The organism is Raoultella sp. (assembly GCF_039594335.1).
Taxonomy (GTDB): domain Bacteria; phylum Pseudomonadota; class Gammaproteobacteria; order Enterobacterales; family Enterobacteriaceae; genus Klebsiella.
In genome coordinates, this window is sequence record NZ_JBCNNS010000039.1 from 20,783 (window position 1) to 34,672 (window position 13,890).

The following is a 13,890-nucleotide window of genomic DNA, read 5'->3' on the forward strand; positions in this document are numbered from 1 at the left end:
CATGTTGTCACGACGCAGACTACTCGCTGCCGCCCTGCTGGCTCCCGCCTTATCGTGGGCCAGCGGTTCACCTGTGCCACAGCGGCTGGCGGTACTGGACTGGGGATTAACCGAAATGATCCTGGCCCTCGGCGTCACGCCTGCGGGCGTTTCAGCTCCGGCGTGGTATCGCAAGCTGATCCCGGTGCCGACACTGCCGGCAACGGTGCAGGATCTCGGGCTGCTGTTTCAACCCAATCTGGAAACGCTCTATGCGTTGAAACCGGACACCATTGTGATAACGCCCCAACACGCCCTGCTAAAACCGGCGCTGGCGCAGATCGCGCCCCTCCTGACGCTACCGGCTCATGGCCTCAGCGCCTTTATTAGCGCCACGCAGCAGCTGGGGAGCGCACTTAAACGTGAAGAGCAGGCGGCCACGTTGCTCGCCCGTCTGTACCAGCGCATCACCCTCGCCCGCGGTTTTGCGCAGAAGCTGCAGCAGCCAGTCTTGTTTGCCGCCCCGGTGGATGCGCTGCACCTGCGACTGTATACCGCAGGCAGCCTGCCGGGGGATGTGCTGGCCGCCTGTGGAATGCGCAATGCCTGGCGCGGCGGCAGCGGCGCTGAAGGCAACGTCCTGGTGGAACTGACCCGCATCGCCACCCTCGATGCCCGGCCGATCCTGTTGGTCGCCGCCGATCAGCGTGACGCGGTAGCACACTGGCTGCGCAGCCCGCTGTGGCAGAGCCTGCCGCTGACTTCGCGCTATCCCATCGCGCTGATTGAGCAACCGATCAGCGATGCCGGAGCACTGATAACCGCCGGGCGTTTTGCCGATATGTTCAGCCAGTTGATGGCGGGGTGGCACGATGCATGAGCCATTTTCCCGCCGCCTCTCATGGTGCGTCATCGGCTTACTGTGGCTGGCTTCGCTGCTGCTGGCGGCCAGCGATGTGCTGCAACAGGGCGGATGGCATGCTCTGTTCAGCACGTCCGACAGGCAGCCCACGGCGATTATTCTGCACAGCATGTGGCTGCCGCGTCAGGGGATGGCCATCCTCAGCGGAGCCACCCTCGGCCTGTGCGGCTGGCTAATGCAGCGCGCGCTGCGTAATCCATTGGCTGAGCCGATCACTCTCGGGATGACCTCCGGTGCAACCCTGGCGATGGGGCTGGCTTCGCTATGGCTTCCGGCGCTGACCGGTGGGATGCGGATGGGGGTGATCATCGGTGGCGAGCTGGCGGCGCTGCTGCTGGTCCTGCTGCTGAGCTGGCGCCAGCGACTCTCCCCGCTGGTGATGATTCAGGCCGGGATGATGATCAACCTGTGGTGCGGTGCGCTGACCATGCTGATCGCCATCATCAACGACCGTTTCCTGCTGACGGTGTTGATGTGGGGCGGCGGTTCGCTGGCGCAAGAGGACAGCCATCTGCTGCTGGCGCTGCTGCCGTGGTTGGCGCTGTGCTGCGGGATTCTGATGCTGCTGTTTCGCCCGCTGGAACTGCTGCAGCTTCCGGAAACCATGGTGAATAGTCTTGGAGCTTCACCGCTGCGGATTCGTGCGGCGGCGGTGCTACTGGCGCTGGTGATGAGCGCGCTTATCATCAACGCCGTCGGCGTCATCGGTTTCATTGGTCTCGCGGCACCGCATCTTGCCCGTTTTGGCGGCGCGCGGACCTCACGCCAGCTGGTGTTGCATAGCACCCTGACCGGCGCTGGTCTGCTGTGGTTTACCGACCTTTGCGTCTCACGGGTTTCCCTGCTCGAGGGTCAGCTACTGCCGGTAGGGATGTTAACCGCCCTGACCGGCGGCCCCTTGCTGATCCTGCTGGCGCGCCATGCCCGCCAGCAGAGTCTGGATATACTCCCCCCGTCGCTGAGGACAGAGCGCACCAGTCGTTGGGTTCCGTGGGCCGCAGCGTTCGCCCTCATGATATCCGTTGTTATCTCGCTGTTTTTTGGCCACGGGTTGGCCCACTGGCACTGGGCACATTCGGCAGAACTCACCCAGTTGCTGCCTTTGCGGCTGCCTCGCCTGCTGGCGGCCATAAGCGCAGGCGCGCTGCTGGCCGGTGCGGGTGTGCTGATGCAGCGGGTCAGCGGCAACCCGCTCGCCAGCCCTGAAGTGCTGGGTATCGGCGGTGGCGCGGCTATGGGCGTGACGGCCTATATTCTGCTGTTTCCGAGCGAGGGAAGCGCGTTTTTGCTGCTCAGCAGCCTCAGTGGTGCGCTGATTAGTCTGCTGTTAACGCTGTGTAACAGCCGCAGCAGCGCCTTTAATCCGCAGCGGGTCCTGCTTAACGGCGTGGCGCTGAACGCGCTTTGCCAGGCGGCGGTCAGCATCGTCATGCTCAATAACCTCTCCGCCAGCGCGGTGCTGCTGCCGCTGATGACCGGCAGCACTTATTACATCAGCGCCCCGCTGGCGCAGTGGCTGTTCATCGCCACCCTGATGGTGCTGGCCCTGACGCCGCTGTTTCGCCGCTGGCTGGTGTTGCTGCCCCTCGGCGGGGTTGCCGGTTCGCTGGGTCTCTCCCTGCCCCGCGCCCGTTTCGGGGTGCTGGCGCTGGCGGCGTTAATGACCGGGCTCGCCACGCTGCTGGTTGGCCCGGTGTCGTTTATCGGCCTGCTGGGGCCGCACCTGGCGCGTAAAACCGGCGTCAAAGGTGCGCTGGCGCAGCTCTACACCGCAGCGCTGCTCTCCGCCTGCATTATGACGCTCGCCGACTGGTTGGGGCGTAATGCGCTCTATCCGCGCCAACTGCCGGTCGGCCTGGTGGCCTCGCTTATCGGCGTACCGCTGCTGATCTGGCCGTTGATCCGCGCAAAAGGCCAGCACGGAGCTGAATAACAGATAAAAAGCCATGAATAAGGAATAGGCATGTGGGTTTTATTGAGTTTGTTACGTATGGTCGGCGGCTGGCTACTGCTGGCGGTTGTCGCCGGGTTAATTAGCGGTTTTAGCAATGCATCTCTGCTGGCGATGATTAACCACAGCCTGACACTGCCGCAGGCGCAAAGCGGCCTCACGCCAGGGATTCAGTTCGCGCTATTAGCAGTGCTGATGCTGGGGACCCGGGTTGTCTCGCAGACCACGTTTATGTTTCTCGGGCAGAAAGTGAAGGCGCGCCTGCGCGGCGAACTCACCCGCCACGTCAGCGAGACCCGCTGGCTGTCGCTCGAGCACGCTGGCATGGCGAAAACGGTGTCAGTACTGACCCAGGATCTCGACACCCTGGTGGTGTTTTTCGTCAGTCTGCCAAATCTGTTTATCTACGGGGCGGTCATTCTCGGCTGTCTGATTTACCTTGCCACGCTCTCCGTCAGCATCCTCACGCTAGCGATGGCGGCGATAGCTCTCGGCACCCTGGGCTACCGCGCCGCCCACGGGCGGGCCGTCGGCTTGCTGCGCCGGTCGCGACAGCGGGAAGATACCTTGATTCAGCAGTGCAAAAAACTGTTCGATGGCGGGCGAGAATACCGGCTCAACGCCGCCCGCCGTCGCCGGTTTGTGTCGGGTGAGCTGGCGGACAATATCGAGGCCGTACGCCGGGAGCGCACCCGCGGATATGTTCTCTACGGGCTGGCCACTAGCTGGGGCAGTATTCTGTTTTTTGCTTTTATCGGCCTGGTGTTGTTCGGCCTGCGCGAGTCACTGGTGCTGGAGCCAGCGGCGATCACCGGCTATGTCATGATATTTCTCTACATGATTGTACCGGTAGAAGGCGTGTTGTCATCGCTGCCGACGATTGCCAGCGCTCGGGTCGCGCTCCAGCGGGTACAGCAGTTGCGTGACGACCTGCCGCCGGAGCAACCGCAGCGCCCGCTGCCAGCAGAGCCTTTTCGCTCTTTGGCGCTAAACGAGGTGCGCTATCAATATCAGGGAGAGGACGGCGAACGCTTTACCATCGGGCCGATCAACCTGCGGTTTACCCCCGGGGAGCTGGTGTTTGTCGTCGGCGGCAACGGCAGCGGTAAAACCACGCTCGCCAGTCTGCTGGCGGGTCTTTATCCCCCGGATAGCGGGGCTATTTTACTGAACGGCCACGCCGTGTCTGCCGACCAGCAGGAAGCATATCGTCAGCTGTTCTCGGCGGTATTCAGCGATTTTTTCCTTTTCGACGATGTGGCGTTTGTCCATGAACGCACGCCAGAGCAGGTTAATCATCTGTTGCGGTTACTCAAACTCAACCATAAGGTGCGCTTTGAAGCCGGGCGCTTCTCCACCACCGCCCTCTCGCAGGGACAGCGTAAGCGGCTGGCGCTGCTACAGGCGTGGCTGGATGAGCGGCCGCTGTATCTGTTCGATGAATGGGCCGCCGATCAGGACCCGGAGTTCAAAGCGGTGTTTTACCTCGAACTGCTGCCGATGCTCAAAGCTGAAGGCAAAACCATCATCGCGATTACCCATGACGACCGCTATTTTCACGCGGCAGATCGGATTATCAAACTGGAGTCGGGACAGCTGGTTTAGTCCGCTAGCCCCCGCGCTGAAGGCGATTTCGCGGTCACGCCTGTCAACAAGGTGTGACCGCCAGCACCTAATCGTGAATCTTCCATTTTTGTTTGAGGACATTTTTATCCTGACTGTCCAGCCAGTGGTTCACCTTCTCCAGCAGCGGCTGATTATCTTTGTTCATCATATAGACTTTAAAACTGGCGGTGCCCGGGAAGGGTTTATCCGTCGCGACGCAGAAGACGCCGGGTTCTTTTTTCTCGTAATAGACGCCTTCAATCAGGTCGGTCACCATCATATCGGCGGTTTTCTGACGTAACGCCTCGAGGTTATCGACGTTATTTTTGACCCTGATAATCTGCGCATGTTTGATATGGGCATCCACGTAGCTCTGGTTGGTGCCGCCCGGGTTAACAATCACTTTCACATTGGGTCGGTCGATTTTTTCCAGACTGCCGAGCGCCGGTGCCGCCATACAGTTAGCCAGGGCGATTTTGCCATTTGCCACCACCGGATGGCTGAGGGCGAAATCTTTTGCCCGTTCCGGGGTTTCCGTGACTCCGCCCATCGCAATATCAAACTTATCGGCCTTCAGATCGCTGGCAAGCGTCGGCCAGCTGGTCAGCACAAAGGTGACTTTTAGCCCCAGTTTCTGCCCCAGATCTTTTGCCATATCCACGTCGTAACCGCGCAGCTCACCCGCTTCGTTGTGGAACGCCAGCGGGGCATAGTCGCCCGGAACGCCCACTTTTAACTCGCCGCTTTGTTGAATCGTCTGTAGATCACGCGCCTGGCTGCCGCAGGCAAGGCTTGCGAGTACCAGGGCCAGACAGGCCTTTAAGTTCATACCATCATCCTTATCAATAGGTGCGTTTTTGAAGATGTTGCGCGGTTTTGCCACGCGTGATGTCCTGCTCACTTGTTGCGCAAATGGAATTTTTGTTAATCGTATGTTTTATCTTTGTGATGCACAACCAGGAAACAGTGCACTTTCTTTGTGCATATTTTGGCGAAAATATACGCTCATCGTTCGCCTGCCGCGCGCATTTCCCCAGTGATACCGTAAAAAACGGTTTTCCGGAACAAATGGCATGCATCGTGCTTTGTTATCTTGGTAACACAATACGGGTTCATGAGAGAGAAATCTCATTGAGAGGCGGGTATGAACGATAATTCCAGGCTGTTTCGCACGATCGAGTCGCTATTTAGCCAGCTGACGCCCAGTGAAAAACGCATTGGTAGCTGGCTGCTGAGCCATCGGGAACATATCCCTTATGAAACGGCTGATAGCATCGCGCTGGCGACCGGTACCAGCGGGATCACCGTCGGCCGCTGCCTGCGCAAGCTGGGCTATCGCAACCTCGACGACGTCAAAAACGGACTGAAAGATCATACCCCGGCACCCTATAAACACTGGGGCGTCATTGACCGCCTCGATTCCTGGGCGCAGCAACAAACGCAGCCCGATCACGCCAGCCTGTCGTTGCAGATGGAGCTGGATGCGATCCGCTATGTTTATCAGTTGGCGCAGGAAGAGACTTTCGCCCGGGTCAGCAAGCGGATCGCGCAGGCCGATACGGTGATTGTGCTCGGGATCCAGTCAACGCGAGGCATCGCCAACAGCTTTTTTAGCCATCTCGAATACCTGCGCCCGCGCGTGACCTATGCCGACGGCAGCTCCGGTAGCTGGCTGGAGTCGCTGAACTCTGAATATGAACATCCTTACATCATCCTGACCGATACCCGCGCCTATTCCAGCGCCGCGCGTCAGTTCTGTCGGGTTGCCGCCGATCGGCGTATTGCCACCGCGCTGGTTACCGATATCTGGTGTCCGTGGGCCCGCGACTATCCGGTCGATCTGCTACAGGTCAAAACCGATACCGGTCATTTTTGGGACTCCCTCGCCCCAATCAGCTGTCTTTTCAACCTGCTGCTCTCCGCCGTCGTCGAGCAACTCGGCCCGTCGCTGTCGCGCCGCCTGGCCGAAAACCGGGCGCTGCAGCAAGAATTTGGTCAATTTGAACGTGAATAAGCGCCTGCTCGACAGGCTTCAGGACAGGAAACAACAGATGAATCAGCAAGTCACCCTGGTCGATATCAGCGCACGCTTCCCGGCTCTGCCTGTCGATCTCAAATATGCCAGCGCCGATAACATCACCGGTCGGGCCATTTATAGCGAAGCCCGCTGCCTGCTGCACCCGGATGCGGCGGCGGCGCTGGAGAAGTCGCTGCGTATCGCACAGCTGGCGGGCCTGAACCTGCTGGTGTTCGATGCCTATCGTCCGCAGCAGGCGCAGCAGCGCCTGTGGGACGCCTGTCCGAATCAGGATTACGTCATGCCGATAGCGCTGGGGTCCAATCACAGCCGCGGTACCGCCATCGACGTCACGTTACTCGACGAAAACGGTCAGCCGCTGGATATGGGCACCGCCTTCGATGAAATGGATGATCTCTCCCACCCTTATCACCCGGCGGTTTCCCAGGCCGCCCAGCGTAACCGCCTGCTGTTGAACGCCATTATGTTTGGCGGCGGTTTTAAGGGCATTTCCACGGAATGGTGGCACTTCGAATTACCGGATGCGGCCGGTTATCCGCTCCTTGATGATGTTTTCGCCTGCCTGTCCCCCGCTCACACTGACGGAGTCATTCCATGAATATGAGTCGCACTGCTTTCACCGGTTTTCGCCCACTACTACTGGCCGTTGCGCTGGCGGCGGCTATCGCCCCGGCTTATGCTGCCGTGCCCAAAGATATGCTGGTCATCGGCAAAGCCGCCGATCCGCAGACGCTCGACCCGGCCGTCACCATTGATAATAACGACTGGACCGTCACCTATCCGGCCTATCAGCGGCTGGTCAAATACAAAACCCAGGACGGTAAAGGTTCAACGGATGTCGAAGGCGACCTGGCCGAAAACTGGCAGGTCTCTGATGACGGTAAAACCTGGACCTTTTCGCTGCACAAAAACATGCAGTTTGACGACGGTACACCGGTCACCGCCGAAGCGGTAAAACTCTCTTTCGAACGCCTGATGCGCATTAAGCAGGGGCCTTCCGAAGCCTTCCCCTCCGGGCTGAAAATTGAGGCCGTGGATCCCGCCACGGTGCGTTTCACCCTGCCGAACGCGTTCGCCCCGTTCCTCCACACCCTGGCCAATGACGGCGCGTCGATCGTCAACCCGACGGTCCTCAAGGCCAACGCCGGCGATGACGCCCGCGCCTGGCTGGCGGAACACACCGCCGGCTCGGGAGCCTATATGCTGCAGCGCTGGCAGAAAGGCCAGCAGTTGGTTCTGGTGCCCAACCCGCACTTCAGTGGCGCGAAGCCGAGCTTTAAGCGGGTGACGGTAAAGATTATTGGTGAAAGCGCCGCCCGCCGTCTGCAGCTGACCAAGGGCGATGTGGATATTGCCGATGCGCTGCCGGTCGACCAGTTTGCGGCCCTGAAGAAACAGGGTAGCGTGGCGGTGTATGACTACCCGGCGCTGCGTGTGACTTACCTGTATCTCAATAACAGCAAAGCGCCGATGAATCAGGTTGATTTACGCCGCGCCGTCTCCTGGGCCACCGATTATCAAGGGATGGTCAGCGGCATTCTCGGTGGCAACGGCAAACAGATGCGCGGCCCGATCCCCGATGGCATGTGGGGCTTTGATCCGAGCGCAATGCAGTATTCCCTTGATATGGATAAAGCCAAAGCCGCGCTGGCGAAAGTCAGCGATAAGCCGAAAACCCTGTCGTTCCTCTACTCGGATAACGACCCGAACTGGGAGCCGATCGCCCTCTCCACTCAGGCGAATCTGCAAACCCTCGGCATCCAGGTGAAGCTGGAAAAACTGGCCAACGCCACCATGCGCGAGCGTGTTGGTAAAGGGGATTACGATATCGCCATCGGCAACTGGAGTCCGGATTTCGCCGACCCCTATATGTTCATGAACTACTGGTTCGAGTCGGATAAGAAAGGGCTGCCGGGCAACCGTTCGTTCTATGCCAACCCGCAGGTTGATGCGCTGCTCAAACAGGCTGTCGCCACCACCGACCAGACAGAACGCACCCGGGATTATCAAGCGGCGCAGAAAACCGTTATCGATGAAGCCGCCTACGTCTATCTGTTCCAGAAAAACTACCAGGTGGCGATGAACAAAGAGGTCAAAGGCTTCGTCTTCAACCCGATGTTAGAGCAGATTTTCAATATTGCCGATATGCACAAATAGCGCATCTTAACCTTGTCATGCCGGGCCGTCGCGGGCCCGGCAGAGGGCGTCATCATGAGTTTCTGGGGTTTAATTCGACAACGCAGCTGGGGGCTGGTCCTCGTCGTCGCTGGCGTCTGCGTGATCACCTTTATTATTTCGCACCTCATTCCCGGCGATCCGGCGCGCCTGCTGGCAGGCGATCGCGCGAGCGACGAAATCGTCCGGCATATCCGCCAACAACTGGGGCTGGATTTACCGTTATGGCAGCAGTTTTTTCATTACGTCAGCGCCCTGCTGCACGGCGATCTCGGGAACTCCATCCGCACCGGTCGTCCGGTACTGGAAGATTTAAAAACCTTTTTCCCGGCGACCCTCGAACTGGCGATCTGCGCCCTGCTGATCGCACTGGTGGTTGGTATCCCGCTGGGAGTGCTCTCGGCGGTGTATCGCAACCGCTGGACCGATCATCTGGTTCGCCTGATGGCGCTGACCGGAATTTCTACCCCGGCATTCTGGCTGGGGCTGGGAGTGATTGTCCTGTTTTATGGCAAGCTGGACTGGCTGCCCGGCAGCGGACGTCTTGACGACTGGTGTGACCCGCCGACCCGCGTGACCGGCTTCTATCTGATCGATGCGCTGCTGGAAGGCAACATCGAGGTGTTCTTGAATGCGCTGCAGCATCTGATTCTGCCGGCGACCACGCTGGCCTTCGTTCATCTGGGGATTGTCGCCAGGCAAATTCGCTCCGCGATGCTGGAACAGCTGAGTGAAGATTACATCCGCACCGCGCTGGCCAGCGGCCTGCCGAAATGGACCATCGTGATGCGCTATGCGCTGCCTAATGCGCTGATTCCTTCGGTCACGGTGCTGGGGCTGGCGCTAGGCGATCTGCTGTACGGCGCGGTGCTGACCGAAACCGTTTTTGCCTGGCCCGGGATGGGCGCCTACGTCGTCTCCTCTATTCAGGCGCTTGATTTTCCGGCGGTGATGGGCTTTGCCGTGGTGGTGTCCTTTGCTTACGTGCTGGTCAATCTGCTCATCGACCTGCTCTATTTATGGATAGACCCGCGCATGGGTCGGGGAGAAAACTAAGTGATGATGACCCAGGAACGCCCCGGCGCTATTGAGAAAACCCGCCGTCACACGGTATGGAAACGCCGTCTGTGGCTGGTGCGCCAAAGCCCGCTGACGCTGATTGGCGGCGCCATTATGCTGATCATGCTGTTTCTGATGATCTTCTCGCCGTGGCTGGTACCGCACGATCCCAACGCTATCGATCTCACCGCCCGCCTGCAGGCGCCGTCGCTGTCCCACTGGTTCGGCACCGACGAGGTAGGGCGGGATCTGTTCAGTCGGGTGCTGATCGGCAGCCGGCAATCGATCGCCGCCGGTCTGGCGGTGGTGCTGATCGCCGGGATCAGCGGCTCGTTGCTGGGCTGCCTTTCCGGCGTGCTCGGCGGGCGCAGCGATGCGCTGATCATGCGACTGATGGATATCATGCTGTCGATCCCTTCACTGGTGCTGACAATGGCGCTGGCCGCCGCGTTAGGCCCAAGCTTATTCAACGCCATGCTGGCGATCGCCATTGTGCGCATTCCGTTTTACGTCCGTCTGGCGCGAGGACAGACGCTGGTGGTTCGCCAGCACAGCTTCGTCGAAGCGTCGCTGACCTTCGGCGCCTCCCGCTGGCACCTGATCAGCTGGCATATTTTACGCAACGCCCTGCCGCCGCTGGTGGTGCAGGCATCGCTGGATATCGGCAGCGCCATTCTGATGGCGGCGACGCTCGGGTTTATCGGCCTCGGCGCGCAACAGCCTACCGCCGAGTGGGGCGCGATGGTGGCAAACGGCCGCAACTACGTTCTCGATCAGTGGTGGTACTGCGCCTTTCCGGGGGCGGCGATCCTGATCACCGCCGTCGGTTTTAATCTGTTTGGTGATGGGATCCAGGATTTGCTGGATCCGAAGTCCGGAGGACGCAACGCATGAGTAACCGGGTTCTGACAATCGACAACGTCCGTTTGAGCTTCCCTGTCTATCAGGGAGAAGTACATGTCCTGAATGCGGTCTCCCTGCATATCGACCGCGGCGAAATTGTTGGCGTGGTAGGCGAGTCGGGCTCCGGCAAATCCGTCACCGCCATGCTGGCGATGCGTCTGCTGCCGCCGGGAAGCTATCAGATTCACAGCGGTCAGGTGACCCTGATGGGTAACGATATTCTCACCGCATCAGAGAAAGAGATGCGCGACATCCGTGGCCGCCGGGTGGCGATGATTTTTCAGGAGCCGATGACCGCGCTGAATCCAACGCGGCGGATCGGCAAGCAGATGGTCGATGTTATTCGTCAGCATCGGCCCCTCTCCGCCCGCGAGGCGCGTGCGAGGGCGGTCGCGCTGCTGACGGATATGCAGATAGCCGATCCGCAGCGGGTGATGGAGCGTTACCCCTTCGAACTGTCCGGCGGGATGCGCCAGCGGGTAATGATCGCCATCGCCTTTTCCTGCGAACCCGATCTGCTGATTGCCGATGAACCGACCACCGCGCTGGATGTGACCGTTCAACGCCAGGTGCTGCGCCTGCTAAAGCAGAAAGCGCTGGCAACGGGCACTGCAGTGCTGTTTATCAGCCACGATATGGCGGTAGTTTCACAGGTCTGCGATCGGTTGTACGTCATGTATGCCGGCGCGGTGATTGAAAGCGGTTTAACTCAGCAGGTGCTGCATCATCCGCTGCATCCCTACTCCGTGGGCCTGCTCGACAGCGCCCCGGATAACGGCGAGCCGCGTTCGCTGCTACGCTCGATTCCCGGCACGGTGCCGAATCTGGCGCGATTACCGGGCGGTTGCGCCTTTCGCGAACGCTGCTTTGCCGCCGGTGAGGGTTGCGGCATCACGCCGATGCTGCGCCCGATAGAACAGACCGGGCAGCAGGCGGCCTGCTGGTACCCGCAACGGGAGAAAACGCATGTCTGAGATGTTGCTGAAACTGAACGATGTTCATCTTAACTTTCCGGCGCGTAAGAACTGGCGCGGCAAAGTCGTCGAACGGGTGTATGCGCTAAACGGACTGGATATCACGGCATATCGCGGCGAAACCTTAGGTATCGTCGGCGAATCCGGCTGTGGAAAAAGCACTCTTGCCAAACTGCTGATGGGCATGCTTAAGCCCTCTCACGGCCAGTTTGAGCGCGCGACGGCGTCCGGCAGCGGGCGTATGCAGATGGTGTTTCAGGATCCGCTCTCCTCACTGGATCCACGCCTCCCGGTATGGCGCACTATCACCGAGCCTGTGTGGATCCAGTCGCGCCCCACTGAAAAGGCCCGACGCCATCTGGCAGAGCAGCTGGCATTGCAGGTAGGTATCCGCCCGGAGTATCTCGACCGCTTACCGCACGAGTTTTCCGGCGGCCAGCGCCAGCGCATTGCTATTGCCCGCGCGCTGTCGGCAAAACCGGATATTATCGTGCTCGATGAGCCGACCTCGGCGCTGGATATTTCGGTACAGGCGCAGATCCTCAATCTGCTGGTCGAGCTGCAAAAACAGCAGAACCTCACTTATGTCCTGATTTCGCATAACGTATCCGTCGTACGCCACATGAGCGATCGCGTCGCAGTGATGTATCTCGGGCAAATCGTCGAGACGGGCGAGGCGCGCCAGGTCCTCGATAACCCGGCCCATCCCTATACCCGGCTATTGATGGACTCGGTGCCACGTATCGGCTCGGCGCTGAGCGAAGCGCCACGCAACACGGAATTACCCGGTAACCGCCATCTGCCCGAAGGCTGCTACTTCCGCGATCGCTGCCCGTTTGCCAGCGCGGGCTGTGAGAAACCGCAGCCGCTACGTCCGCTCGGCAACGGGATCGAGGCTCGCTGCTGGCAGGCAGAGGCGCTGGCCGCTCAACCACTCACCGTCGGGAATGCCCTCTAGTTGTATTCGAGCGCGAAGGTCGCCAGAGCGTTAACCCGCCCGGACGTCACGGTGTCTCCCGTTTGCACGTATCGGGCGGTGAAGGTGATACTTTCGGCTGCGGCGGCGCTGCTGGCGGTAACATGTTTCAGCATCGGCAGATGACTGGAGACCTTCATTTTCACAGCGGTTCAGGCGGGCGGCGCCGGGGCGAAACAGAGGCGGCGTGACAATAAAAGACACCTTACCTTCACACCTCTTTTAGTAAAGTTTTAGTAAAGCTGGCTCTCTTCAACCTCATCCTTTTCCTGATACTTCACGCATTTTCTTATCATTTCTTCATTTATAGCGACGGTATTCACCCAGTAACCCCGTGCTTAAAAGTGATGTCCCCACAACCTGTTCCTCCGCAGTTAGGGAAATTGACTGAACACGTTTTGCCCTTCAACTCCCCTGGCACAGGCGAAATAGAAAGACGTGGCGGGACTTTTACCAGTAAATAGACATGAGCAATCTGGACATTCCGCTCGACCACTTCTCTCCCGAGCTGTTCACTTGATCCTTATTTGCCCGTAAACCTCTTTGCCTGCATTGTTCCTGAGGATGCGAAATCGGTACCTGGGTGTCCATACGATATGATATGGGCAATACCAGAGCACATGAGATGCTTTCTGGAATCGACTCAGGGTTAAATCTTTATCAGTGATGGGATAACAGATTCGGATTTTCCCATGCTTAGCATTATTGGCAGAGCTATCTTATTGCTGCTCACCTCCCCAGGAGATGGTGTCCATGCAGGGATAAAAAAACCCGCGACCTTATGCCTGGGTCGCGGGTTTTGTCAGAGGGACAGGATCGGATAATGACGCGCCCGGTTAAAACAGCCCTAACGGCGCGGTACTATAGCTCACCAGCAAGTTTTTCGTCTGTTGATAGGCATCAAGGGCCATTTTATGGGTTTCGCGACCAACGCCTGACTGTTTATAGCCACCAAACGCGGCATGGGCCGGGTAGATGTGATAACAGTTGGTCCAGACGCGACCGGCTTTAATCCCACGCCCCATTCGGTACGCCAGATTGCTGTCGCGGGTCCAGACGCCGGCGCCGAGACCAAACTGAGTCTGGTTAGCTATTTCCAGCGCTTCCGCTTCATCTTTAAAGGTGGTGACGCCGATGACCGGGCCAAAAATCTCTTCCTGGAAGCTGCGCATATCATTGCACCCCTTAATCAGGGTGGGCTGAATGTAGTAACCATTATCCAGTTCTGCCGCAATACTGGCGCGCTCTCCGCCGGTCAGGATCTGCCCCCCCTCTTCGCGGGCAATCTTAATGTACGACAGGATCTTA

At 59.2% G+C, this 13,890-nt stretch carries 13 protein-coding genes and 1 pseudogene; 10 read left to right on the forward strand and 4 right to left on the reverse strand.

The genetic code is table 11. From position 1 onward, the window contains the following. The first annotated feature begins 1 nt into the window (after position 1). The 3 genes from ACZAHD_RS09325 to ACZAHD_RS09335 are packed head-to-tail and all read left to right on the forward strand — an operon-like array spanning position 2 to position 4,457. Entirely contained in the window at positions 2-859 is an 858-nt protein-coding gene (locus ACZAHD_RS09325; protein ID WP_462456507.1) for an iron-siderophore ABC transporter substrate-binding protein, read from the forward strand. Beyond that, positions 852-2,834, forward strand: a complete 1,983-nt coding sequence (gene fhuB / locus ACZAHD_RS09330; RefSeq protein WP_462456508.1) for a Fe(3+)-hydroxamate ABC transporter permease FhuB — start codon at positions 852-854, stop codon at positions 2,832-2,834. Before ACZAHD_RS09325 ends, fhuB begins: the two co-directional genes overlap by 8 nt. A gap of 30 nt (positions 2,835-2,864) precedes the next feature. After that, on the forward strand, positions 2,865-4,457 hold the full coding sequence (locus ACZAHD_RS09335; RefSeq protein WP_462456509.1) for a cyclic peptide export ABC transporter: 1,593 nt from the start codon (positions 2,865-2,867) through the stop codon (positions 4,455-4,457). A 67-nt stretch (positions 4,458-4,524) separates the two neighbouring features. On the opposite strand, the gene ACZAHD_RS09340 is transcribed toward ACZAHD_RS09335, so the two are convergent. Continuing rightward, the gene (locus tag ACZAHD_RS09340; RefSeq protein ID WP_462456510.1) at positions 4,525-5,286 is read right to left on the reverse strand and encodes a transporter substrate-binding domain-containing protein; all 762 of its coding nucleotides are present in this window, start codon (positions 5,284-5,286) and stop codon (positions 4,525-4,527) included. Between the two features lie 315 nt (positions 5,287-5,601). Here ACZAHD_RS09340 and ACZAHD_RS09345 point away from each other — a divergent pair, with 315 nt between their 5' ends. The 7 genes from ACZAHD_RS09345 to ACZAHD_RS09375 are packed head-to-tail and all read left to right on the forward strand — an operon-like array spanning position 5,602 to position 12,564. Next, entirely contained in the window at positions 5,602-6,471 is an 870-nt protein-coding gene (locus ACZAHD_RS09345; protein WP_462456511.1) for a MurR/RpiR family transcriptional regulator, read from the forward strand. Positions 6,472-6,508: 37 nt separating this feature from the next. Continuing rightward, a complete protein-coding gene (gene ddpX, locus ACZAHD_RS09350) occupies positions 6,509-7,093 on the forward strand; it encodes a D-alanyl-D-alanine dipeptidase (RefSeq protein WP_462456512.1) in 585 nt (194 codons plus the stop codon). Then, positions 7,090-8,652, forward strand: coding sequence for an ABC transporter substrate-binding protein (locus ACZAHD_RS09355; RefSeq protein ID WP_462456513.1), 1,563 nt, complete (start codon positions 7,090-7,092; stop codon positions 8,650-8,652). The genes ddpX and ACZAHD_RS09355 overlap by 4 nt, the downstream gene beginning before the upstream one ends. A 54-nt stretch (positions 8,653-8,706) precedes the next feature. Then, positions 8,707-9,726 carry an ABC transporter permease gene (locus tag ACZAHD_RS09360; protein ID WP_462456514.1) on the forward strand — a complete coding sequence of 340 codons (1,020 nt, stop codon included), beginning with the start codon at positions 8,707-8,709 and terminating at the stop codon, positions 9,724-9,726. After that, positions 9,727-10,623, forward strand: coding sequence for a D,D-dipeptide ABC transporter permease (gene ddpC, locus ACZAHD_RS09365; RefSeq protein WP_462456515.1), 897 nt, complete (start codon positions 9,727-9,729; stop codon positions 10,621-10,623). Then, on the forward strand, positions 10,620-11,606 hold the full coding sequence (locus tag ACZAHD_RS09370; protein ID WP_462456516.1) for an ABC transporter ATP-binding protein: 987 nt from the start codon (positions 10,620-10,622) through the stop codon (positions 11,604-11,606). Before ddpC ends, ACZAHD_RS09370 begins: the two co-directional genes overlap by 4 nt. Beyond that, the gene (locus ACZAHD_RS09375) at positions 11,599-12,564 is read left to right on the forward strand and encodes an ABC transporter ATP-binding protein (RefSeq protein WP_462456517.1); all 966 of its coding nucleotides are present in this window, start codon (positions 11,599-11,601) and stop codon (positions 12,562-12,564) included. Before ACZAHD_RS09370 ends, ACZAHD_RS09375 begins: the two co-directional genes overlap by 8 nt. Here the strand turns inward: ACZAHD_RS09375 and ACZAHD_RS09380 are convergent. From ACZAHD_RS09380 to ACZAHD_RS09390, 3 genes and pseudogenes are all read right to left on the reverse strand, one after another. Then, complete coding sequence (locus ACZAHD_RS09380; RefSeq protein WP_462456520.1) at positions 12,561-12,722, reverse strand: fimbrial protein; 162 nt, start codon at positions 12,720-12,722, stop codon at positions 12,561-12,563. The genes ACZAHD_RS09375 and ACZAHD_RS09380 overlap by 4 nt on opposite strands. A 93-nt stretch (positions 12,723-12,815) precedes the next feature. Continuing rightward, positions 12,816-13,229, reverse strand: a pseudogene (tnpA, locus tag ACZAHD_RS09385) (IS200/IS605 family transposase). 189 nt (positions 13,230-13,418) lie between these two features. Then, positions 13,419-13,890: aldehyde dehydrogenase family protein (locus ACZAHD_RS09390; RefSeq protein ID WP_462456518.1), on the reverse strand; the 472-nt coding region annotated here is incomplete at its 5' end.

What these genes read in the sequence shown, in the direction of transcription:
- ACZAHD_RS09325 (WP_462456507.1), top strand. Translation starts at nt 2, where the DNA reads ATGTTGTCACGACGCAGACTACTCGCTGCCGCCCTGCTGGCTCCCGCC.
- fhuB (WP_462456508.1), top strand. Translation starts at nt 852, where the DNA reads ATGCATGAGCCATTTTCCCGCCGCCTCTCATGGTGCGTCATCGGCTTA.
- ACZAHD_RS09335 (WP_462456509.1), top strand. Translation starts at nt 2,865, where the DNA reads ATGTGGGTTTTATTGAGTTTGTTACGTATGGTCGGCGGCTGGCTACTG.
- ACZAHD_RS09340 (WP_462456510.1), bottom strand. Translation starts at nt 5,286, where the DNA reads ATGAACTTAAAGGCCTGTCTGGCCCTGGTACTCGCAAGCCTTGCCTGC.
- ACZAHD_RS09345 (WP_462456511.1), top strand. Translation starts at nt 5,602, where the DNA reads ATGAACGATAATTCCAGGCTGTTTCGCACGATCGAGTCGCTATTTAGC.
- ddpX (WP_462456512.1), top strand. Translation starts at nt 6,509, where the DNA reads ATGAATCAGCAAGTCACCCTGGTCGATATCAGCGCACGCTTCCCGGCT.
- ACZAHD_RS09355 (WP_462456513.1), top strand. Translation starts at nt 7,090, where the DNA reads ATGAATATGAGTCGCACTGCTTTCACCGGTTTTCGCCCACTACTACTG.
- ACZAHD_RS09360 (WP_462456514.1), top strand. Translation starts at nt 8,707, where the DNA reads ATGAGTTTCTGGGGTTTAATTCGACAACGCAGCTGGGGGCTGGTCCTC.
- ACZAHD_RS09370 (WP_462456516.1), top strand. Translation starts at nt 10,620, where the DNA reads ATGAGTAACCGGGTTCTGACAATCGACAACGTCCGTTTGAGCTTCCCT.
- ACZAHD_RS09375 (WP_462456517.1), top strand. Translation starts at nt 11,599, where the DNA reads ATGTCTGAGATGTTGCTGAAACTGAACGATGTTCATCTTAACTTTCCG.
- ACZAHD_RS09380 (WP_462456520.1), bottom strand. Translation starts at nt 12,722, where the DNA reads ATGAAGGTCTCCAGTCATCTGCCGATGCTGAAACATGTTACCGCCAGC.